This is a genomic window from Kibdelosporangium philippinense, assembly GCF_021390435.2.
GTDB classification, from domain to species: Bacteria; Actinomycetota; Actinomycetes; order Mycobacteriales; family Pseudonocardiaceae; genus Kibdelosporangium; species Kibdelosporangium philippinense.
The window spans coordinates 3932985-3954577 of record NZ_JAJVCN010000001.1 but is presented as its reverse complement, the minus strand read 5'-3'; the positions used below and the strand labels follow the sequence as shown (position 1 = coordinate 3954577).

Annotated in this window: 20 protein-coding genes and 1 pseudogene; 13 read left to right on the top strand and 8 right to left on the bottom strand. The window is 65.4% G+C overall.

The genetic code is table 11. The features are described 5' to 3' along the window. Window positions 1-48: 48 nt before the first annotated feature. Genes LWC34_RS18255 through LWC34_RS18245 form a run of 3 tightly spaced genes read left to right on the top strand, consistent with a single transcriptional unit; the run spans window position 49 to window position 1378 of the window. Window positions 49-633, top strand: a complete 585-nt coding sequence (locus LWC34_RS18255) for an MPN domain-containing protein (RefSeq protein ID WP_233726235.1) — start codon at window positions 49-51, stop codon at window positions 631-633. Continuing rightward, window positions 630-1004, top strand: a complete 375-nt coding sequence (locus LWC34_RS18250; RefSeq protein WP_233726234.1) for an SgcJ/EcaC family oxidoreductase — start codon at window positions 630-632, stop codon at window positions 1002-1004. The genes LWC34_RS18255 and LWC34_RS18250 overlap by 4 nt, the downstream gene beginning before the upstream one ends. Beyond that, window positions 1001-1378: a VOC family protein gene (locus LWC34_RS18245; RefSeq protein ID WP_233726233.1), complete on the top strand. Its 378-nt coding sequence runs from the start codon at window positions 1001-1003 to the stop codon at window positions 1376-1378. The genes LWC34_RS18250 and LWC34_RS18245 overlap by 4 nt, the downstream gene beginning before the upstream one ends. Here the strand turns inward: LWC34_RS18245 and LWC34_RS18240 are convergent. After that, window positions 1375-2832, bottom strand: a complete 1458-nt coding sequence (locus LWC34_RS18240; protein ID WP_233726232.1) for an MFS transporter — start codon at window positions 2830-2832, stop codon at window positions 1375-1377. The two genes, LWC34_RS18245 and LWC34_RS18240, sit on opposite strands and share 4 nt — an antisense overlap. 89 nt (window positions 2833-2921) lie before the next feature. Here LWC34_RS18240 and LWC34_RS18235 point away from each other — a divergent pair, with 89 nt between their 5' ends. After that, the gene (locus tag LWC34_RS18235; protein WP_233726231.1) at window positions 2922-4139 is read left to right on the top strand and encodes a PP2C family protein-serine/threonine phosphatase; all 1218 of its coding nucleotides are present in this window, start codon (window positions 2922-2924) and stop codon (window positions 4137-4139) included. A gap of 143 nt (window positions 4140-4282) precedes the next feature. Here LWC34_RS18235 and LWC34_RS18230 read toward each other — a convergent pair whose 3' ends face one another. After that, window positions 4283-5179, bottom strand: a complete 897-nt coding sequence (locus tag LWC34_RS18230; RefSeq protein ID WP_233726230.1) for a universal stress protein — start codon at window positions 5177-5179, stop codon at window positions 4283-4285. Between the two features lie 102 nt (window positions 5180-5281). Here LWC34_RS18230 and LWC34_RS18225 point away from each other — a divergent pair, with 102 nt between their 5' ends. Continuing rightward, window positions 5282-5578, top strand: coding sequence for an iron-sulfur cluster biosynthesis protein (locus LWC34_RS18225; RefSeq protein WP_233726229.1), 297 nt, complete (start codon window positions 5282-5284; stop codon window positions 5576-5578). Here LWC34_RS18225 and LWC34_RS18220 read toward each other — a convergent pair. Beyond that, window positions 5550-6761 carry an MFS transporter gene (locus LWC34_RS18220; protein WP_233726228.1) on the bottom strand — a complete coding sequence of 404 codons (1212 nt, stop codon included), beginning with the start codon at window positions 6759-6761 and terminating at the stop codon, window positions 5550-5552. The two genes, LWC34_RS18225 and LWC34_RS18220, sit on opposite strands and share 29 nt — an antisense overlap. A gap of 83 nt (window positions 6762-6844) precedes the next feature. Here LWC34_RS18220 and LWC34_RS18215 point away from each other — a divergent pair, with 83 nt between their 5' ends. Next, window positions 6845-7294, top strand: coding sequence for a winged helix-turn-helix transcriptional regulator (locus tag LWC34_RS18215; protein ID WP_233726227.1), 450 nt, complete (start codon window positions 6845-6847; stop codon window positions 7292-7294). Window positions 7295-7307: 13 nt separating this feature from the next. Beyond that, window positions 7308-8030, top strand: coding sequence for a DsbA family protein (locus tag LWC34_RS18210; RefSeq protein WP_233726226.1), 723 nt, complete (start codon window positions 7308-7310; stop codon window positions 8028-8030). 1107 nt (window positions 8031-9137) lie between these two features. Here the strand turns inward: LWC34_RS18210 and LWC34_RS18205 are convergent. Continuing rightward, complete coding sequence (locus LWC34_RS18205) at window positions 9138-10493, bottom strand: FAD-dependent oxidoreductase (protein ID WP_233726225.1); 1356 nt, start codon at window positions 10491-10493, stop codon at window positions 9138-9140. Window positions 10494-10676: 183 nt separating this feature from the next. Between LWC34_RS18205 and LWC34_RS18200 the strand changes: the two genes are divergently transcribed. Together LWC34_RS18200 and LWC34_RS18195 are read left to right on the top strand one after the other, a co-directional pair. Beyond that, entirely contained in the window at window positions 10677-10928 is a 252-nt protein-coding gene (locus LWC34_RS18200; protein ID WP_233726224.1) for an NAD(P)-binding protein, read from the top strand. Next, the gene (locus tag LWC34_RS18195) at window positions 10897-11859 is read left to right on the top strand and encodes an FAD-binding dehydrogenase (RefSeq protein WP_233726223.1); all 963 of its coding nucleotides are present in this window, start codon (window positions 10897-10899) and stop codon (window positions 11857-11859) included. The genes LWC34_RS18200 and LWC34_RS18195 overlap by 32 nt, the downstream gene beginning before the upstream one ends. Here LWC34_RS18195 and LWC34_RS18190 read toward each other — a convergent pair. Continuing rightward, the gene (locus LWC34_RS18190; protein WP_233726222.1) at window positions 11856-12401 is read right to left on the bottom strand and encodes a TetR/AcrR family transcriptional regulator; all 546 of its coding nucleotides are present in this window, start codon (window positions 12399-12401) and stop codon (window positions 11856-11858) included. The two genes, LWC34_RS18195 and LWC34_RS18190, sit on opposite strands and share 4 nt — an antisense overlap. Before the next feature lie 65 nt (window positions 12402-12466). Between LWC34_RS18190 and LWC34_RS18185 the strand changes: the two genes are divergently transcribed. Then, entirely contained in the window at window positions 12467-13573 is a 1107-nt protein-coding gene (locus tag LWC34_RS18185; protein WP_233726221.1) for an agmatine deiminase family protein, read from the top strand. On the opposite strand, the gene LWC34_RS18180 is transcribed toward LWC34_RS18185, so the two are convergent. Then, window positions 13506-14756: an APC family permease gene (locus LWC34_RS18180; protein WP_233726220.1), complete on the bottom strand. Its 1251-nt coding sequence runs from the start codon at window positions 14754-14756 to the stop codon at window positions 13506-13508. The genes LWC34_RS18185 and LWC34_RS18180 overlap by 68 nt on opposite strands. A 68-nt stretch (window positions 14757-14824) precedes the next feature. Here LWC34_RS18180 and LWC34_RS56990 point away from each other — a divergent pair, with 68 nt between their 5' ends. The 3 genes from LWC34_RS56990 (at window position 14825) to LWC34_RS18160 (ending at window position 20569) form a co-directional block, all read left to right on the top strand. Beyond that, on the top strand, window positions 14825-15544 hold the full coding sequence (locus tag LWC34_RS56990) for an arsenate reductase/protein-tyrosine-phosphatase family protein (protein WP_284051455.1): 720 nt from the start codon (window positions 14825-14827) through the stop codon (window positions 15542-15544). Window positions 15545-15564: 20 nt separating this feature from the next. Continuing rightward, a complete protein-coding gene (locus LWC34_RS18165) occupies window positions 15565-15939 on the top strand; it encodes a VOC family protein (RefSeq protein WP_233726219.1) in 375 nt (124 codons plus the stop codon). A gap of 121 nt (window positions 15940-16060) precedes the next feature. Beyond that, window positions 16061-20569, top strand: a complete 4509-nt coding sequence (locus LWC34_RS18160; protein WP_233726218.1) for a polymorphic toxin type 4 domain-containing protein — start codon at window positions 16061-16063, stop codon at window positions 20567-20569. A gap of 75 nt (window positions 20570-20644) precedes the next feature. Here the strand turns inward: LWC34_RS18160 and LWC34_RS18155 are convergent, their stop codons facing one another. Both LWC34_RS18155 and LWC34_RS59305 read right to left on the bottom strand, forming a co-directional pair. Next, entirely contained in the window at window positions 20645-21295 is a 651-nt protein-coding gene (locus tag LWC34_RS18155; RefSeq protein ID WP_308200094.1) for a methyltransferase, read from the bottom strand. A gap of 152 nt (window positions 21296-21447) precedes the next feature. Beyond that, window positions 21448-21573 (bottom strand): annotated as a pseudogene (locus tag LWC34_RS59305) (methyltransferase); the annotation flags it as partial. Window positions 21574-21593 lie beyond the last annotated feature (20 nt).

The following is a 21593-nucleotide window of genomic DNA, read 5'->3' as shown; positions in this document are numbered from 1 at the left end:
GGTCTGTGGTTGTGTGTCCGAAACCCCCCTGCACAGATGAGGATTTCCATGCCGAACAGGGCACCTGTGGTGCTGCTGTCCGACCGGGTGCTGCGGCCGTTCCTCAACGCCGCGGCCAGGCAGTACGAGGCCATCACGCCGGATGAACCGAGACCGTGCTTCGCGGTGTTGCTCGGCCATACGGTCGACGGCGCGCACATCGTCGAGCGTGTCGAGTTCGGCCGCAACGCTCGGACAACAAACCCGGCCGCGCGAGAGGAATTCGACCTGGTCGTTGTCCCGACCTTCGGCGCCGCGTACGAGAACCCCGTGCGCGCCTGGTGGTTCGACCCGGGAGACCTGCTGCGCATCTCGAGAACGGCAGACGCCATGGGTCAGGAAATCCTCGGGTCCATTCATATGCACCCGGACTGGCACCGGCTCGGCCCCGAGGCGGCCCGCGCGCATCCCCTCTGCGAAGAGCCGACGCCGATGGACGAGTACATGTTCAGCGCGAGCGGCTGGCCGGTCAACGTGGTGTGTTACGTCGAACGCCTGCACGGCAGGCTCTATCACACCCTCGCCGCCTGGCAACCCGACTGCGTCCAGATCCCGGTGCGTGTGCTTTCCCTTTCCCACAAGGAGTCCGCGTGACAGAGCAACAGATCAGCGCCCTCTGGGACAGAATGTCCGAAGGCTGGGCGGCGGGTGACGCGCAGGCGTTCGCGAGCGTCTTCGACCCGGACGTCGAATTCGTCACCGTGCGGGGCGATGAACACCATGGCAGGGAGGCAGTCGCAGCATCCCACGCCGCCCTGTTCACCTCGGTGTACGCAGGCACCCTGCTCAAACCCGAAGTCCGCTTGGTCCGGGCGCTCGCCGAGGGGATCTACCTCGTACACGCCGTCACCACGGTGTACCCGGCCGGAATCACCACTCATGCACAAGCGATCGTCCGGCGCGGCGGCCACGCCGGCTGGTCGATTGTCGCGTTCCACAACATGATCCCTGGAGGTAGCCGGTGAGCAGGCCAAAGCTGCGGCATGTCGCGTTCGTCGTACGGGACGCGGCCACGATCGCGGATTTCTACCGCGAGCAGCTGCAGATGGAGGTTTTCCACGTCGACCCGGACGGCAGCCACTTCCTCACCGACGGCTACATCAACCTGGCGTTGATCCAGCACCAGCTCGACAGCGAGACACCGGTCGGCTTCAACCACTTCGGGTTCAAGGTCGACGACGTCGCCACGATCTCGCAGGACATGGTGGCCGCGGGCGTGCCACGGCCGGTGACCAGGCCGACCGACCGGCCGTTCGCCGAGTACCGGGCCATCGACCCGGAAGGCAACTGGTTCGACCTGTCCGAGCACGGATTCCTCCCACCAGACAAGGAATCCTAGGCCGGGACGCCGCTGGTCTGAGCCGAAAGCGGTGTCGCCACGTCCTCCAACGAACGCCGGGCAGCCTCCACGCCCAGCACGAGTTCGGCGACACCGCCAAGGATCATCACCCCGGCGCCAAGGATGTAGCCCATCGCGACATTGCCAGGATCACCGCTTTCCACCAGGCTGCCGAACAGGATCGGCCCGATGATCCCGCCAAGGCCGGTGCCGACGGCGTAGAACAACGCGATGCACATCGCCCGGATCTCCATCGGGAAGATCTCGGACACCGTCAGGTAGGCCGCGCTCGCACCGGACGAGGCGAAGAAGAAGATCACGGCCCACGCCAAGGCCAACGTCCACGCTGACAGCAACCCGGCGGAGAACAGCCAAGCGGTGACGATCAGCAACCCGCTGGAACCCAGGTAACTCGCGCTGATCATCGTGCGCCGACCGATGCTGTCGAACAACCGACCGAGCACGAGCGGGCCGATCAAACTGCCCACTGCCAACGGAATGAGGTACAACCCGGACTGAGCGCTCGGCACGCCGAAGAACGTCGCCAGCACGAGAGCGAACGTGAAATACACGGCGTTGTACAGGAAAGCCTGACCGACGAACAGCGCAAGCCCAAGCAAAGTACGCCGCGGATATGTGCGCAGGACGGTCCGGGCGATCTCACCGAATCCCGTGCTTGCGCGTTGCTTGACCTCCAACGTGTCGTCAACCGGGTCCAGCGTGGTCCCGGTGTCCTGCTCGATCTTCTTCTCGATCGAGCCAACGAGCTCCTCGGCCGCGTCGTTGTGGCCGTGCGTGTAGAGCCATCGAGGACTTTCCGGCAAATGGCGGCGCACAAGCAGGATGACCAACCCGAGCACGGCGCCGAGTCCAAACGCCACCCGCCAGCCGACATCGGCGGAGAACAGCGCCGGATCGAGCAGCAGCAGGGTGAGCGCGGCTCCGACAGCGGCCCCGCCCCAGTAGGAACCGTTGACCGCCAGCGACACCGTGGCGCGCAGCCGGGCCGGGACGAGTTCGTCGATAGCCGAGTTGATCGCGGCATACTCGCCACCGATACCCGCACCGGTCAGGAACCGCATCAGGACGAAAAACCAGACATCGAACGAGAACGCGGTGGCCGTGGTCGCCGCGAGATAGAGCCCGAGCGTGATCAAGAACAGCTTCTTGCGGCCAAGCCGATCGGTGAGATAGCCGAAGACCAGCGAACCGGTCACCGCGCCTGCCACGTACAGCGCGGCGGCCAAGCCGACCTGGGAATCCGTGAGGGCGAGGCCACTGTCTGGCTCGGTAAGACGTTCGGCCAGCGCGCCGACGATGGTGACTTCGAGCCCGTCGAGAATCCAGACCGTCCCAAGCCCAGCGAGGACAAGCCAGTGCCAACGGGCCCATGGCAAACGGTCCATCCGGGCGGGCACGTCGGTGGTGACCGTGCCGAGCTGCCTGTGCGTCATACCCAGGAATTGCCGTGGCAGGCCTGGCCGAAACTCCACTTCGGCCTGGCTGGATTTGCTGCCTGCCTTGGGTGCATTAACCTGAGCCGGTGGTGGAGGGGCCTGGTGCTGAGGATCAGCTGCAGCGAATCGAGAGCGTGACCGATTCGGCGCTGTCGCACCTCGACCTGGAGAAACTCCTGCAGGAGCTGCTGGAGCGGGTGCGCGAGCTGCTAGCCGCGGACACCGCGACCGTCCTGCTGTACAACCCCGCGTCCCGTGAGCTGGTGGCGACCGCTTCCTCCGGGTTCGAGGAAGAGGTCCGCCAAGGCGTCCGGATTCCGCTGGGTGCGGGGTTCGCTGGGCAGGTGGCGGCCCGGCGTGAAGCCGTGCGCATCCAGCACGTGGACGCCTCGACCGTGGTGAACCCGCTGCTCTGGGAAAAGGGCCTGCACGCGCTGCTGGGCGTGCCGATGGTGGCCGCGGGTCATCTCGTCGGCGTCGTGCACGTGGGCACGTTCGCGCATCGTCAGTTCACCGACCACGACGTGCAACTGCTGCAATTGGCGGCTGACCGGATCGCGCTGGCCACCCAGATGCAGGTCTCGCGGACCGAGCGGGCCACGGCTGCGGCGTTGCAGCGCAGTCTGCTGCCGGGCCGGTTGCCTCAGCTAGCCGGCATGGAGTTCGCCGCACGCTACGTTCCCGGCGCTGACCTGCGGGTTGGTGGGGATTGGTACGACGTTTTCCCGCTGCCCGGCGGTTGGTGGGGCATCGTGATGGGTGACGTGGTCGGTCACGGCCTGCCTGCCGCGGTGGTGATGGGCCGGTTGCGCAGCGCCCTGCGGTCGTACGCCTTGCTCGAAGTTGACGATCCCGCGGACGTTTTGGACAAACTCAACCGTAAAGCGACACATTTCGAGCCAGGTGCCATGGCGACCGTGCTGTACGCGGTCGTGGAGCCTTCGTTAGAGCGGATTCGGGTGTCGCTCGCCGGACATCCACCGCCCGTGCTGGCAACCCCTGGCCAGCCGACGCGGCTGCTCGAAATACCCGCGGATCCGCCGATCGGCGTGCGGTACGAGGAGAAGCGCCGGACCACCGAGATCGACATCGCCGAAGGCGCGGTCGCCTGTTTCTACACCGACGGGCTCGTCGAGCGACGCGAGTGGACATTGGACGCCGGTCTGGACAGGTTGTGCGGCGCGGTCGAACCGCAACCGGCCGAAGCGGTGAGTGCGGCCGTCATGTCGGCGTTGACCAGGACGCATCCGCCGGAGGACGACACCGCCGTGCTGATCATGCGGCGCACAAGCCGTCACGGCTGAGCTTGCGCACGTCCCGATAGCGCAACGCGAACCGGAGAACCGCGAGGCCAATGTAGACAACCGAAAGCCCGATGGTGACCCATCGGTTGGTCTCCGGTGACAGCAGAATGCTTGAAGCGAACTGGATCCCGAACAGCCCGACCTCACGCGTCAGGCGAGCGCACGATCGCCACGGGGCACGGCGCGTGATTGGCGACTGAATGGCTGACCGAGCCGAGCAGCGCGCGTTTCAACGCGCCTCGCCCGTGACTACCTACAACGAGCAACGCGGCATCCTGGGCATGTTCGATCAGGGCGTGGGCGGGCCGGTCGGGCGAGATCACCTGACGGACGTCGACATCGGGATGACGTTTCCGGTGGCCAGCGAGCGACTCGACGAACATCTGCTCTGCTTTGTCGTGGATGTCCTGCCAGGCGTAATCCCATGTGCGCACGGGCGCCAACGCGTCGAGTGGAAGATCGGACCACGCGTGCACGGCCAGCAGTTCGTGCCCATGCCGGTCGGCGAAATCGAACGCGAAGTCGACGGCGCTTGTGTTCGACCCATCGATGCCCACGACAACCCCCTTGCCGGGGGAGTCCTGTCGCACGATCACGATCGGGCGCTGGTAGGTGTACATGAGTTCGGAGGCTGTCGAGCCGAGCAGCACTCGTGGCAACGCGGTCCGGCCAGATGGACCGATGACCAGTAGCTCGGCTTCGGACGCTGTTTCGGCAAGGGTTTCCGGACCACGACCGGACACCGCGTGTGGCGTGACCGCAAGCCCGGGGTGTGCCTTGCGGCAGGCGTCGGCGATGCTTTCCAACTCGCTCGCGGCATGATCGAGTAGCGCCTTCTGTTGGTCCACATTGAACTGTGGCGCGACCCAGAGTGCCGGTGTCGGCGAGACTTCCGGCAATGCGGGCATGCCGACGGCCTGGATGACGACGAGCCCGATCCGCCGGCTCGCGGCTTCCCCGGCCGCCCACATGACCGCTTGGTGGGCCGCGGCGGAACCGTCGTAGCCAGCGACGATCACGGGACGCTCTACTGTGGACATCAGTGACTCCAATGGCCGGCGTGTCGTTCATCGGCTACCACGCTACGGACGTGCCGAAACAGGTAGACTTAAGCGAATTGCCTCTGCGAAAGGGTGATTTCCATGCTGGTGCTTACCCCGATAGCAGTTGAGGTTGTCAGTGCGATCACTTCGGCGAGTAATCTGCCGAACGCCGCGGGTGTCCGTATCGCGGCGGTGAAAACCTCCCCAGAGGGAGCGAACCTGTCGGCAGAACTTGTCGACTGCCCGTTCGACGGTGATCAAGTTCTCGCGCAGAAGGGCGCGCGGGTGTATCTCGACCAGACAGCGGCACGGTATCTCGACGACAAGATGCTGACCGCCGAAGTCGATGTGGATGGCTGCCCGCGATTCAGGTTGTGGGAAGAAGGGCTGAACTAGCCGTCCGGCGATGGATTGACCGCAGTACAACAACGCCCGTGACCAGAGCAACACCGAAGAAGACGGTGTAAGCGCCCGCGCCGTCAAGCAGTCCGGACATCAGCCCCTGTCCTGTGACAATCATGCCAAGGACAGGGGCGCCTATCCCTTGGGCGAGATAGCCGATCAGGTAACCGCCGGAGACCATGCTCGCGCGGTGATGCGGTGCTGCGTACTTGCTGAGAACAGTCAGGCCACCGGCGAAGTCGAAGGCGTACGCCACGCCCGCGGTGGCTGACGCGAGGAAGAAAACAACCAAAGAGTGCGACGTGCCGGTGAGCACGAACAGCCACACCGCCATGATCGAACCGACCGCGCCAAGCGTCAGCATGGTCCAGACTTCCAGGCGGCGTGCGAGCAAGGCGTTGAGCGTGACGCAGCCTGCGAAAATAGACAGCAGCGCGCCCGTGACCAGCGCGTTCGTCGAGCCTGCGAGCTGCTGGGCGATCTTGGCACCGAGCGGCAGGACGATCGAGCCGAGCAGGAACGACGAAGCGAAGATGAGCGAACCTGCCGCGAAGATCCCGCGACTGCCACGCGGGATGATGATCGGGCGTACGCGCCACCTTTCGGTTGTCTCGTCTCGGGTGTGGCGCGGCATGCGCAGCACGAACAAAATCACGGCGGCGATCACGATGGCCAGGACGACGAAGTTCAGGCGCAGCGGGTAGGGCGCGTACTCCGTCAACGCTCCGCCGACGATCATCGCCAGCGCGATGCCCATCGCGGAGATCGCGGTGCCGATCGCCCCGGCTCGTTTCTCCTGGCCGGGCGCGCTGAACTCGACCATCGCCACGTTGGCTGGACTGAGCGACAACCCGACGCCCAGGCCCATGAACGCGCGGCCTACCAGCAGCCAGGTCACGTCCGTGGCGACCGCGAACAGCAGCACGCCGATGAGCTCAGCGAGCAATCCGAGGGCCATCGCGGCTCGTCGCCCGATGTGATCCGACAGGTCGCCGAAGATGATCAAAACCGGGATCAGCGCGATCGGATAAGCGGCGAAGATCCAGGTCACGGTGGCGGTCGAGACGTGCCATTCGGCCTGGTAGAGCGGGTAGGTCATGGTCGGGCACGCGCTGGTCCACAGCGCGAGCGCGACCACGGCGCCCGCGGTCCAGAAACTGCCGCGATTGCTGAACACGGGAGGACTCCTTCAGCTGAGTTGCTCCGCGCAATCTAGCTGGGCTGAGTAGCGTTGCGCAACTCATCCCGTATGCTGGTGGCATGTCGAAGGCACTCGGCAAGGACTCGACCTGCTCCATCGCCCGAAGTCTTGAAGTGCTCGGGGATAGTTGGACGCTGCTGATCGTGCGTGACGCCTTGGTGCTGGGGTCGACGCGGTTCCAGGAGTTTCGCGACGGCCTCGGCGTGGCGCCGAACATCCTGGCCAAACGCCTGGCTTTCCTGGTCGACGAGGGTTTGATGGTCCGGCGTAGCTACCAGGATGCCGGGGCCCGGATGCGTGACGAATACGTTCTCACCGAGGCAGGGTGGAGCCTGAGCTTGGTGATCGCGGCTTTGGGGGCCTGGGGGCGTGAGTTCCGGCCCCGGCCCGGAGGGACTTCGCCGCGGTTCTTTGAGGACTCGTCCTCGGAGGCTCGGCTTGCTTTCGTGGCCGCTGATGGCGGCGTGGTGTCACCGGATCGCCTGGTGGCGCAGCGGGCTCCGGACTAGCTAGCCTCGGATGATGGCCGACCTGCACTTCTACTTCGACCCGGTGTGCCCGTTCGCGTGGATGACGAGCAAGTGGGTCCGGATCGTTCAGCGGCAACGTTCCTATGCCGTCGAATGGCGGTTTATTTCGCTTCGGATGGTCAACAGCGGGGTTGACTACGCGGCCCACTTCCCGCCGGAGTACGAAGAATCGCACACTGCTGGCCTGAAGCTGCTGCGCGTGGCGGCGCGGATTCGCTCCTCCGAAGGCGCGGACGCGGTTGGCGGCTTCTATGAGGTGCTTGGTCAGGAGACTTTCGAGCGCGACCCGGTGCCTGGAGGTTCGGCGGCTGCGGCGTATCGCGGAATTGAGGGTTTGGCTGCTGAAGTGTTGGCGCGCAATGGGTTGCCGACGGAGTATGGGTCCGCTTTGGACGATGCTTCTTGGGATACCGTGATTCGGGCTGAGACTGATGAGGCATTGGGCTTGACCGGCAAGGATGTCGGGACGCCGATCTTGCACTTCGCGCCGCCTGAGGGGAAGGCTCTGTTCGGGCCCGTGATCAGTCGGCTGCCGGGGGAGGCCGAGGCCCTTGAGCTTTGGGAGCACGTGGTTGCTTTGGCGCGGTTCCCTGGTTTCGCTGAGTTGAAGCGGAGCTTGCGGGAACAGCCTCAGTTGCCTGCTTTTGGGGTTCCTGCTGGTGAGGTTGGGGTTCAGGAGGATTGGCATGGCGGGAGTCGCCGGTTGAAGAAGTAGCCGCTTTTGGGATTGTCGGTTGCTGGTTCGGTTTGCTTCCAGCGTGGCCGGTTGGAGTTTGGGTTTTGCTTCCAGCGTGGTTGCTTGTGTGGTTTGACTTCGGTTCCCAGCTTGGTTGCTATTTTTGGCTTTGGATTTCGGTGTGGTTGTTGTGGCTTTGTTCCTGTTCCAGCGTTTCGGTGGTCGCCGTGGCTCGATTTGACATCGGAACCCGGCGCGGCAATGCCACTGACTTGAGAGAGTTCTCGCACTTCAGAGGTGACCTGCAGGAGTGGGGCTCGAGGTTGATCTCCAGAGGTGCGGAACGCGGGTGACCCAGCCCGCAAGCAAGGTGTGGCCGCGCCACTGATGGTCGGCTCACTGTCCACAGTGGCCTTCATTCAGGCCCGCGACGGTCCGTGAGGGGAACTTTTGGGGCGTTGGGTGCCAATGCCAGGAACTTAACCAAGTCCGTGGCCTGGCGCTTTCGAGCATCTCAAGGTCTATTAAGGACGGAAATTCGCCTCGTTAGTCACACGTGTAACATCAGTCCCACCTGCGACGGAACCTGATGCCGTGAAGGCCACCTTGACTGCGCTCAACGCAGCGAACTCGGCCCTCATACCCCTCAAGGTGACGCACATGCCCGGCGCCCTCGCCGCGGCACCCCAGTCTCAGCAGCAACCCAGCCGTGTCAGCCACAAATCTTCGCAGGTCGACGGCTCGCGCACGCCCCAGGCATCCGACCAAACCCCGAACCCTAAGTTCCTGGCATTGGCGTTAGATGCCGCGAGGGTGGCCTTCACGGCGTCAACCCGGGTAACAGGTGTGACGCGCGTGGCGAGTGGGACTTATGTGACAGCAGACCGTCCATTGTGGACATGAAATGTCGCCGACCGTCGACCTGCCGCCGCTTGCGACCAGCTGGAATGCTTAAGTCAGTGGCATTGTCGCGCGGGGTTCCCATGTCAAATCGAGCCACGGCGACCACCGAAACACTGGAACAGGAACAAAGCCACAACAACCACACCGAAGCCGAAGCCAGACAATAGCAACCAAGCTGGGTGCAAAGCTCAACCGCGCAAGCAACCAAGCTGGAAGGAAGCCCAACCGAGGAAAAGCCGCGAATCAGCTGTCCCCGCCCCGAGAAACCCGAACCATCTCCTCGTGCTCAACCACCTTGATCCGTTCCCGACCCCGCTCAGCGCCAAGAGCCCGCTCATGAGCGTCCAACCGCAACCACCCATCCCAAGTCGTATACGAAACCCCGCGCGCCGCAAGGAATTCCGTAACAGCCCCAGGATGACGCTGCGGAGCCACAGCCATATTGGGCGTATCGGTCAGCAAGCTGGCCACAGTCTCGGAAGCATCCCCCTTCGTATGCCCAATCAACCCCACCGGCCCCCGCTTGATCCATCCGGTGACATAAACCCCCTCAAGCTGGTTCTCATCAATGTCCAACACCCGGCCAGCCGCATGCGGCACGGTCCCAGAATCGTGGTCGAAAGGCAGATCGGCCAGATGGGACGGCAGGTATCCAACCGCCCGGTAAACCCCTTGAACATCCCAGTCATGGAACCGTCCAGTACCCCGGACGTTCCCATCCCCGGTCAGCTCGGTCCGTTCGGTCCGAAGGCCAGTCACCTTGCCATCGGCCCCCAGCACTGAGACAGGGGAGTGGAAGAAGTGCAGATGCAACCGCCGCGTATGCGGGCGGCGATCCCGAATTGCCCACTCCTGCAACGTTTTCACGACCATGTCGACCTGTTTGGACCCGCGGATCGCGGTCATCGACCCGTCGTCGAATTCGATGTCCTCGGGGTCTACCACGACCTCGAAGTACGGGGAGTGGTCCAGTTCCCGCAACTCCAGTGGCGTGAACTTGGCCTGCGCGGGCCCGCGCCTGCCAAAGACATGCACATCCGTCACCGCGCTGCCGTGCAGTCCTTCGAAGACGTTGTCCGGGATCTCCGTGGACAGCAGTTCTTCTGCTGACTTTGCCAGTACGCGGGCGATGTCGAGGGCGACGTTGCCTACTCCGAGCACTGCCACGCTGGATGCGTGCAGGGGCCAGGTTCGTGGCACGCTGGGGTGGCCGTCGTACCAGGACACGAAGTCCGCCGCGCCGTAGCTTCCGTCCAGGTCGATGCCTGGGATGTCCAGTGGGCGGTCTTTGGTCGCGCCGGTCGCGAAGATCACCGCGTCGTAGAACTCGCGGAGGTCGTCGAGCTTCAGGTCTGTTCCGTAGTCGACGTTTCCGAACAGTCGCACGCCGGGTTTGTCCAGCACTCGGTGCAGGGCGTCGACGATTCCTTTGATCCGGGGATGGTCGGGGGCTACGCCGTAGCGGATCAGCCCGAACGGCGCGGGCATCCGTTCGAAGATATCGACATCGACGTCCACGTCGGACTTGCACAGGAAGTCGGCCGCGTAGATACCGGCTGGACCTGCACCGACGATCGCCACCCGCAGGGAACGACTCACGAACACCCTCTCCTCACTCGTTACGACCAAAGTAAGGGAAGGCTTGCCTAACTTTCACTGTGATCATGGTTACGGTTGTGTCGGGCGCACAACGTTGGCGCCGGCAGTTGGTGATCGAGTCCTATCAGTTGTCCGGTTGATCCTGGTTTTCTGCTTGTGGCCCAACGACTTCCGGAGGTCTCAATGACGAGTCGCCGTAACCTGCTCGCCGCGACCGGAGGTGCCGCCGCGCTGAGCATGCTGGGCGCGGGTGAAGCCGTGGCCGCGCCGAAAGTGGATGCCGACGCCATCGTCGTCGGCGGTGGGCTGGCCGGGCTTGTCGCGACCTCCGAACTCGCCGCCGCGCGCCGCCGCGTGCTGCTGCTCGACCAGGAACGGTGGTATCGGCGGCAACCAGGAACCGGTGCGGCGCAACTGGCCTGCGCGCCTCGGTAGCCCGCCGAGCCGCATGATCACTGGTGTTCCGGCGCATGTGGACGGTCGTATGCTTGCCATCAGTGAGGCTGCGGGCGCGCGGCTGGTCAACCGGGACCGGATGTGGCACTACACCGAGGGCATGATCAACCATAGTCCAATATGGCCTGACCATGGAATCCGGGTTCTGGCAGCACCTTCCTCGATGTGGTTCGACGCCAACGGGCGCCGTCTTGCCAATCCTGGCGTGCCGAGCTATGACACCCTGGGTACTCTTGAGCTGATTATGCGTACCGGCCACGATTATTCGTGGTTCGTGCTGAACAAGCGGATCATCGACAAGGAGTTCATGCTGTCCGGCTCGGAACAGAATCCCGAGCTGACCCGCAAGGACCTGATCGGCTACCTGGCCAGCCGCCTGTTCAACAGCACGCCGCCGCCGGTCAAGGCGTTCATGGACCGCGGTCCGGACTTCGTCATCGCCAGCTCGCTGCCCACTCTCGTTGCTGGCATGAACCGGCTCACCGGCGCCAACCTGATCAATGCCGACGACCTGCACCGGCAGATCGCCTTGCGGGACAGTCAGGTCGACAATCCGTTCACAAAGGACACCCAGATCATGGGTATCCGCAACTCATTGGCCTACAGCGGAGACAGCCTCGCGCGCACGGTCGCTCTGCACAAGATTCTCGACTCGGCGGCCGGTCCGCTGATCGCCATCCGGATGAACATTGTGACGCGAAAGACGTTGGGCGGCTTGCAGACGGATCTGTCGGGACGCGTCCTCGGTGCCAACGGCAGCCCGATCCCTGGGCTCTACGCCGCAGGGGAAGTGGCCGGTTTCGGTGGCGGTGGCGTGCATGGCTACCGCGCGTCGGAAGGCACGTTCCTGGGTGGATGCTTGTTCTCGGGACGGCAAGCTGGCCGGTCCGCGGCAAGGGAAGGCGCCTAGCCGATCTCCCTCGCGATCGCGCCCTTGAGCAACTCTTGGGCGCGATCCAGCGTCATCGAACCGCTGAGCCACCTTTCGCTCAAGCCTTCGACCAATGTGGTCAGTCGCTCCGCCACGGCCACAGCGTCCACTTTGGCCTTGGTGCGCTCGATCACCTCGGCGACCTCGCCAACCCAGATGCGGGTCGACTCGGCTAACGGCTCCCGCAGGGCCGCGTCGAACACAGCGCTCGCCCGCAGTTCTCCCCACGCGGTGCTGTTCTCCCGCACGGTTTCCGAGTCCTGAAGTTCTCGCGACAGCAGCAGTTCCAGCTCGGCGCGGGGAGTCTCGGCCGACACCTGCTGGGTGTAAACCGCCGCCCGGTCGTTGATGAATTCGAGCGTGTGCCGCAGCAGACCGGCACGGTTGCCGAAGTGGTAGTAGATCAGCGCGGTCGAGATACCGGCCTCGGCCGAGATCTTCTCGACCCGCAATCCACGCACACCGTTGCGGGCGATCACGCGGACCGCGGCTTCCAGGATCTGCTGCTGACGTTCGGGCACGGGTCGTCACCTTAGCGGTGGTCGGTTCCTGACTAAAAATTCGGTCAGGATGTTACCGTGTTCCTGTGCCTGATTTCTCTCGTCGAACCGCCCTGTCCGCCCTCGTAGGTGTCGCGGCCGCGGCCTGCTCGCAGCCCGACGCGAGCCCAGCGCCAGCGCCGACGGTCAGCACGCGCAGGCTGGGCGCGGAGTGGGAGAACCACGCGCGCACATTCATGTCCTGGCCAGCGTCAAGGTCGATCTGGGAAGGCGACCTTCCCGGCGCGCGTGACGACATCGCGACCTTGGCGCGCGCGATCGCGGGCTACGAGCCAGTCGTGCTGCTGACCAGGCCTGAACACGCCGAGGACGCGCACGCTGCCTGCGGAGACGCGGTGGAGGTCGTACCCATTCCGGTGGACGACCTGTGGGAGCGCGACACCGTGCCTGTGTTCGTCGAGGAAGGTGGCGCGGTCAACGGTGTCGACTTCAACTTCAACGGTTGGGGCAACAAGCAGAAACCGCACGACAAGGACGCGGCCGTCGCCCGTGCGGTCCTGAGCAAGTACGGGCTGGCGCGCACGGAGACGTTCATCGTCGCCGAAGGCGGCTCGTTCGAGACCGACGGCGTGGGAACGCTGATGGCGACCGAGAGTTCGCTGGTCAACGACAACCGCAACCCGGGCAAAACCCGCCAGCAGATCGAGGACGAGCTCAAGAGGGTCCTCGGTGTGCGGAAGGTGATCTGGTTCGCCGGAGTCCGCGGCGAGGACATCACGGACGCCCACGTCGACTGCCTGGCACGCTTCACCGCACCAGGGGTGGTCCTGCTGGACAAGCCAGCTCCCGGCGCGCCGGAGGATGTCTGGTCCAGGGCGGCGGCGCAGGCCAAGACGGTGCTTGCCGACGCGACCGACGCCAAGGGCAAGAAGATCGAGGTCGTCGAGTTGCCCCAGCCGGATCCAGAGAACATCACCGAATACGGCGAGGACAGCGTGATCTCATACGCCAACTTTTACGTCGCCAACCGCGCGGTCTTCGTGCCGCAGTTTGGCGATACGGCGGCCGACGACCGCGCGCAGCAGATCCTGCGCGACCACTTTCCCGGCCGCGACGTGGTGCCCGTCAAGATCCCGACGATTGCCTCCGGAGGCGGCGGGATCCACTGCTCAACCCACGACCAACCCAAATAAGGGCGCCGAGGGCAACGACCGCGCCGCCGGAAACGACCGACGTCCACGGCAGCGTGAACGCGAGCACCAAGCAGCCAACCAAGCCGAGCACGGGAATCCAGCGTGGCGGCCGGTTCTCCGCGCGCGTAAGCGTCCACGCGGACGCGTTGGCGATTGCGTAGTACAACAGGACACCGAACGATGAGAACCCGATCGCCTCGCGCACGTCCGCCACAGCCGCAACCACCGCAACGATCACGCCGACTGTAACCTCGGCGCGATGCGGCACGCCAAAACGCGGATGCACGGCAGAAAGCGCGAACGGAAGCCGTCGATCCCGTGCCATGGCAAGAGTTGTCCGCGACACGCCCAGGATCAACGCGAGCAACGAACCGAGCGCGGCACAGGCGGCGCCGACTCGTATGACTGGTTCCAACCATGACGGAGCCGCTTGTGACAGCGGCGCGGTCGCTTGCGCGAGTTGCTGCGGCCCGAGCACGCCGAGCGTTGCCACGGCGACCAGCGCGTACACGACAAGCGTGATTCCAAGGGCTATCGGGATCGCGCGGGGGATTGTGCGGGCAGGATCGCGCACTTCCTCGCCAAGGGTGGCGATACGGGCGTACCCAGCGAAGGCGAAGAACAACAAACCGGCCGCCTGTAGCACCCCGAACGGCGTGACATCGCTGTCAAGGGCGAAATGGCCGCCAGAGACATGCTCGAACGCGGTCACGACAAACACCGCCAAGACAGCGAGCACCACCGCGATGATCCCGCGTGTCATCCAGGCCGACTTCTGGATGCCGCCGTAGTTCACTGCGGTCAGCACGACCACGGCGGCAACCGCGACGGCGTGAGCGTGCGATGGCCAGACGTACAAGCCGACGGTCAACGCCATCGCCGCGCAGGACGCGGTCTTGCCGACCACGAAACTCCAGCCCGCGAGGTAACCCCAGAACTCGCCGAGCCGCTCGCGGCCGTACACATATGTGCCGCCGGAGGCGGGGTAGCGGGCCGCCAAGCGCGCGGAGGACGTGGCGTTGCAGTAGGCGACGACCGCTGCCACCGCGAGCCCGATGAGCAGGCCGGATCCCGCTGCTCGGGCGGCCGGGGCCAGTGCGGCGAAGATGCCCGCGCCGATCATCGACCCGAGCCCGATCGTGACAGCGTCCAGTACGCCCAGCTGACGACGCAGTTCTGCCATGGTCCCTCCAGCCGACAATGCATCACATCAGGTTGATGCATCAAACCTGTTTGATGTACTTTAGCGTCATGGCCGTACCGCTGCTGATGCAGATGGCGTCACACCCGTTGAGGTGGGAGCTGATGGCCGAGCTCGCCGCCAGCGACCGCCGGGTGCGGGAACTCGTCGCAGCGGTGGGCGAACCGCAGAACCTGGTCTCGTATCACCTGCGGTTGCTGCGTTCGGCTGGGCTTGTCACCTCGCGGCGCAGCAACTTCGACGGCCGCGACACGTACTACCATCTCGACCTTTCCCGTTGTGGCGAGGCTTTTGCCGAAGCTGCGACCGCGCTTCATCCAGCGCTTGCGCCGCCCAAGCCGACCGTGTCGGTGAGCGGCTCGGTTTTGTTTCTGTGTACGGGAAACAGCGCTCGTTCGCCGATCGCCGAGGCCTTGCTGCGGCACCGCAGTGGTGGCCAGGTGGAGGTGGCCAGCGCGGGCAGCCATCCGAAACCCGTGCTGCACCCGAACACTGTGCGTGTGATGGGGGAGGAGTACGGCATCGACCTCAGTGCGCAGCGCACGACCGCACTGTCCACTTTGGCTGATCGCCGGTTTGATTACGTGATCACGTTGTGCGACAAGGTTCGTGAAGTTCCGCGCGATCATGGCGCGGCCACTGCCATGCACTGGAGCCTGCCCGATCCGCCTGCCGCCGCGGCGAATGATCACGACAGCTATCCCGAATTCCGCAAGGTTGCCGCGGAAATCGATACCCGCAACCAGTTCTTGTTGAGCCTGGTGACCTAAACCGCAAAGGAGCGTCGACCATGTTACAGGCCAATTTCCGTTACCTCATCGACGATGTGGCCGCGGCCGTCGAGTTCTACACCAAACACCTCGGCTTCACCGTCGACATGGATGCCAGCCCCGCGTTCGCCTCGGTCAGCCGTGGACCGTTGCGGCTGCTGCTGTCCGGTCCCAAGAGCTCGGCGGGACGGCCGATGCCCGACGGCGTCGCACCGCAACCCGGTGGCTGGAACCGGATCCAGCTCGTTTTCGACGACCTCGCCGCCGAAGTCGAGCAGCTGCGATCTGCCGGGCTGACGTTCCGTAACGACATTGTCAGCGGTCCCGGCGGAAAGCAGATCCTCTTGCAGGACCCGTCAGGCAACTTCGTCGAACTGTTCGAGTACGCCGCCTGATGACGGCCTTCTTGCGCCGACCATTTGGCTTCCTCAAAGGGCAACGATGACGTGACGATCTTGTGCACGGACACCGGCCGTTGTACCACTGGTACTTACCATGCCTAGTTGAGGGAGACCGGTGGGCGACGAGCGGGTGCCAGCGCAAGATCCTGTGCCCGCGTCCACGAGTTCGCCGACCGTCGCGAGGGATGCCGCGCCTGCCCTGTTCACCCCGCATGGCACGACCGCGCCGATGACTCCGGCGACCCTGCTTGGCCTGCAGCAACTCGGCGGCAACCAAGCGGTCACCTCCCTGCTGAATCCCGATGTGACACGGTGGCAGTCGTCGGCCGCACAGTCGATCGACACAATCCCGCCGCTTGATCCGAGGCCGCTCTGCGAGGCGCCACGGGAGCTCTCGTTGCAGGCTCGCACACTGGATACGCAGCGTCGGCAGGAAACGAGCGACCCGGCGACCGAGGCCAGGGCGGTCGCGGACAGCGGGACCGCGGTCCGTCCGCCCGCTCCAGCGCCCGTAGCGGTGACCCAAGCACCACAGCAACCGCCTGTGCCGCAAGCGGAAGAGATCGGCGACGTCCTCGCCCAGGTGAAATTCGAGGTGCCGCGCTACGCCCGTGAGTTCGCGGACGCCGCGCTGGCCAGGCTCGATCCCGGCGGGAGCGTCGCTGCCCTGTCAGCGCTGCGGGACGAGTACGCCGAACCCGAGGAAGCCGGGCTGAACGCCGAGATCGACGGTGTGGCGGCGGCTGCTGGCGTGACGGCCGAGCAAATGGCCGCCAAGGTCGAAGAACTCGCCGCCGCGGCGAACGCTCAGGCTGACGCGGCGATCATCGACCTCGACGCACAGGCGAGCGTGGCGGCCGACCAGGTCACGGCACGCGGTGACCAGGACATTCAGGCCACCGAGGAGGCGTCGTTCAGCTTCTCCGACCTGTTCGGCGGCGTGCTCGACCAGTGGCGGACCATGCGCAACGCCCAGACCCGCGACACCATCAGCTCCGACCTGGAGTTGCTCGCGCGAGTCCGGGAACAGGCCGCTGCGGGCAACCGGGCGGCGCTGGCCGAGCAAATGGCGACGCTGTCAGCCCAGCAACGGACGCTTGTCCTGCAGTTCCTGCAATCGGGCGGCCAGGACCCGATCGCGGCGGTCGCGGGCAACGTCGTCAACGGGCTGCGTGAACGCCGTGTGCCGGACATCTCCGCGGCCATTGAGCGGCGGGTGATCGCGGAATTCGGCTGGGAGGACCTCAACCAGATCGGGGCGAGCCAGTCCCCGGGCTTTGACGCGGGCGTGCTGGTTCGTGACGTTCGTGGCGCGGTGCGGGGCATGGGCACCGATGAGGACCGGCTCTTCACCGCGTTGACCGGGCGGACCCCGATCCAGATCGCGGCGATGCGAAAGGCTTACGCCGCAACGTATGACGGTCGCGACATGGACGAGGACATCGCCGACGACCTGAGCGACGAAAGCCTCGAACGCGCGCAGGCGCTGATGAGCGGCGACCCGGTGGCTGGTGCCATCGCGACGCTGAACGAGGCCATGGCCGGTGCGGGCACCAGCGAAGCCACGATCATGCAGACCCTCCGCAACCGCACGCCCGCCGAGCGCGAAGCGATCGTGAGCGGTTATCGCGAGCGCTACGGCGTGGATCTGACCTCGGAATTGTCGAGTGAGTTGGGGGACAACGAACTCGCCCAAGCGACCGCGTTGCTCAGCGGCGACACGGCAGCGGCGGACGCTGCCGCATTGCGTGAAGCGATGGACGGTCTCGGCACGGACGAAGCCGCGATTCACGGTGTGTACTCGCAGATCCAGGCCGAGGTGGAAGCCGACGCCGCAGCGAGAGGCTTGACGACCGAACAGATCGCCGCCGAGGTCAGGCGCCGGACCGAAGCGGTGCGTGCGGCCTACGGTGAAGGGTTCGACGCGGACGTCGAGGACGAGCTGTCCGGTGGCGAACTGCGGCTGGCACAGGCGGAGCAGGCATACGACCTGACCGGGATGGACGCGGCCAGGATCCAGATCGAGCACGAGTCGTTCTACACCGACGACGAAGCCGTGAATGCCGTGCTGCGTAACCAATACGGTCGCGCGCGCCGCGATGTCATGCGTGACCTCGAAGTGTCCTTTATGGCCGATCCGGCCAACCAGTTGCTGACGCCGGCACAACGCGTGGAACGGCTCGAAGCCTTGCGGGCCGAAGCTCAGTCCACTGTGGACGAGCGGGCCATGCAGAACATGCGGGACCTGGAGGCCCAGTACGACGCCAACAACCCGATGTGGGGCCCTGGCGCGTTCCGTGCGGTGATCGCCTTCGAGGTGTCGGGCTACTCGCAGGACGAGGCCAACGACCTGATCAGGCAGGGCGGGCATCTCACCGACGTACAGGAGATGCATTACGCCGTCGCCGGTGGCGGCACGAACGAGGCGATGATCCGGCAGACCTTGCGGGGCAAGTCGCGCGAGGAGATCGAGGCGCTGGCGGCCCAGTACCGCGAGCTGACCGGCGGAGACCTCACCGAAGATCTCGAAGGCGACCTGTCCGGCCGCGACTGGGCGGACACAGCGGCCCTGCTCAACGGTACGAAAACGCCCGAAGAGCAGATGGCGTACATGCAGGCGCGGCGCGACTGGGAGGTCAACGAAGGCACTGGCATCCTGTCGGAGGCGTTCGACAACGAGGAAGAAGACGTCCTCAACGCGACGACCGACGAAGCGCGCCGGGCGTACGACGAGTACCAGCGCCTAGTCGCTGAGGGCGCGTCGCCGGAGGAGATCGCCGCCGCACGGCAGCGGATGGAACGCTGGTTTGGCTACGGCGACAAGGACGTCGAGGAACACCGTGCCGCGGTGGACAGCGCTACCGATGCCATGGCCATGGCCGCCGCAGTCGCCGCGGGTATCGCTGTCACAGTGCTTACCGCTGGTGCGGCCGGTCCGGCCGTTGCCGCTGCCGCCGCGTACTTGGGCACGAGCGCGACCGTCGTCGCTGCCGTGGCGGGCGGGATCGCGGCGACGGCAGCCAGCATCGCCGTGAAGGCGGGTGGTCGGGGCGCCGCGTACGGCGGAGAGGACTTGGCCGTCGACCTCGCGCAGGGCCTCGTCGACGCCATTGTTGCTGGCGCGACGGCCGGTATGGGCGCGAGGGCGTTGGAGGCGTTGATGAACACGCCAGCGTTCGCGTCGCTGGCGGGTGCCGCTCGCGCCGGGACTTGGGGCACGATCGGGCTGAAAGGCCTGGAAGGCGGTATCGAAGGCGCGATCGGCGGCCTGCCGTCCGGTATGGCGGGCGCGATCCTCAACGAGAGCACCTGGCGCAGCGGCGACCCGCTCGGGACCATTCTGCGCGCTGGCGGCACCGCCGCAGCGACGGGCTTCGGTACGGGTGCCGCGGTCGGCGCGGGTGCCGAGGCGTGGAGCCAGCGCGGCGCGATCATGGAGTGGTGGAGCCAGCGTGGCGCCATCGAAATGCCTGTCGAAACCGTCATGCAACCGGCCGACCCGCGCAACCGGGCGGACGCCGAGACGATGTACCGCAACACGATCGCCGAGGACCCGCTGCGTGAGGCGGCGATCTACCGCAACACCGAGACGGGCGAGTACATCGTGGTCCAGGGCGACAGTACGAGCGTCCAGGTTGCACCGGGCGAAGGGCCCGCGCCGGGCGGGAATCCCCAGCGGTGGAAGGAAATCCTCGACGGACAGGACGTCGGTTCGTGGGAACTGATGGCGCACAGCCATCCCAGCAACCCCGCCACGAACGTCGTCGACGACGTGAACATGTGGCCAAGTGGCGGCAACGGCGACATGGGCGTGCTCTACGGCGAAGCGTTCCGTGCCAACGGCCCGCGCTCGTCGGAGATCCACTACACGACGGCGGACGGGCCGCAGACCACCACGTTCGGTGTCGATCCGGGGCACCCCGAGCCGTTCTGGGTGGAAATCCCGGCAGGCGACGGCATCCGGATCGAATACCGGTTCGCGACCATGGACGAGTACCACAACTGGATGTCCAGTATGGGCGCGCCACAAGGGGATGTGCCCACGCATTTCCCGTCGACCCCGCAGGCGGCAGGTCGTCCGGAGGCACGGCCCAACGAGGACAACTCGGTCACGGTTCGGGCGACGGGCGAGATCGAAGACGCCATTGCCCGCGCGGACGCGCCGGGTTACGAGAACTACACCGAACCTGGCTCACAGGTCGGCCTGCCGGACTACCAGCGTGCGCACATGTGGGGTCCGGGCTTCGGTGACGAGCTGGCCGACGGAATCATGATGGCCCACCGTGACGTGAACCTGAAACTGCAGAACAGCAGTATCGAACGGGCGATCAGGGAGTTGCACACGATCGCGCAGGCGCAGGGCTGCCGTGTGGTCGTGTCGGTGGAGGTGACCAGCCATCCGCGTGTTCCCGGCGAGCCGGTTCTGCTGGCCGAGGCACACTATCGAGTGAGCCTGCAGGCTCCGGACGGCACCATTCGCCCGGCGTTCGAGGCGGACATCGGTCCGATCGGCCGTCCCGGCACGCCGTCGTCGATGGAGCCCGAGATCAGTGCGACGCCTCGTGACCTCGCTGTGGATCATCCTGAGCTGATCGACATCCTCGCGGACATCACTGGAAGGTAAGGAAGGTGCCCTCCGGCACCCTTCACCGTGGCGGTGGTCTGCACTTTCGCCGGTACACGGGCTCGTTCACCGAGATCACTTGACCGTGAACTCCAGTGCGTACCGGCCGTCGGTGATGGCAGCCGAGTTCCGCAGCACGAATCCGGACTCGGCGGCCAGTTCGGCGAGCTCCTCGACGAGCCTTTCCTTGCCACCGAAGCACATCAGCATGAACAGGTTGATCCCGGTGCTGGAACCGTGGCCGTAGACCGGCTCGATCACGACGAGCGTGCCGCCCGGCCCAGCTGCCTCGGCACACTGCGCCAGGATCTTGCGGCAGTGCTCGTCATCCCAGTCGTGCAGGATGTCCGAGAGGATGTACGCGTCGGCGCCCGCTGGTACGGGATCGAAGAAGCTGCCAGCAACAGCGCTGGCACGATCCGCCAGGCCAGCGGCCGCGAATCGCTCGGCCGCCGCCGCAGCCGATGGCGGCAGGTCCACGACTCGGCCACGAACACCCTGATGGGCCTGCAGAATCATCGTGAGCAGGTTCCCGTTGCCACCGCCGACGTCGACGATCTCGGGGAAACGGCTCCAGTCGTAGCCGGTGGCGATCTGCGGCGCGTGGTTTTGGTGCCGCCACTGCATCTGAGCGTCGAACGAGCGCCGCAGTTCCGGTTCGGCGTCGATATCCGCCCAGAAATTCTGCCCGTATCGGCGTACGTAGGCAGACTCACCGGTGGTGATTGTTTCCAGCAGTTCGACGAACGCGAGTTCGCCGCGCCCGCCCGCGCTGTTGATGTCCAGCAGGCTTCCGGGGCGTCCACGTGCATTTGGCCGCCGAGCTTCGTCGGGTGATAACGGTCGTTGTCGAGTTCGAAGACGCCGATGGTGACGAGGTGATCGAGCAGGAGCCGCAGGGCGTGCACCGAAGTCCCGCTCCTGGCCGCGAGCTGCTCGGTCGTCGCACCGTTGGTTCCGGCGTGTTCGACCAGGTCCAGTGTCGCGGCTACTCGGATCGCCATCGGGGTGGCCATATCGGCCA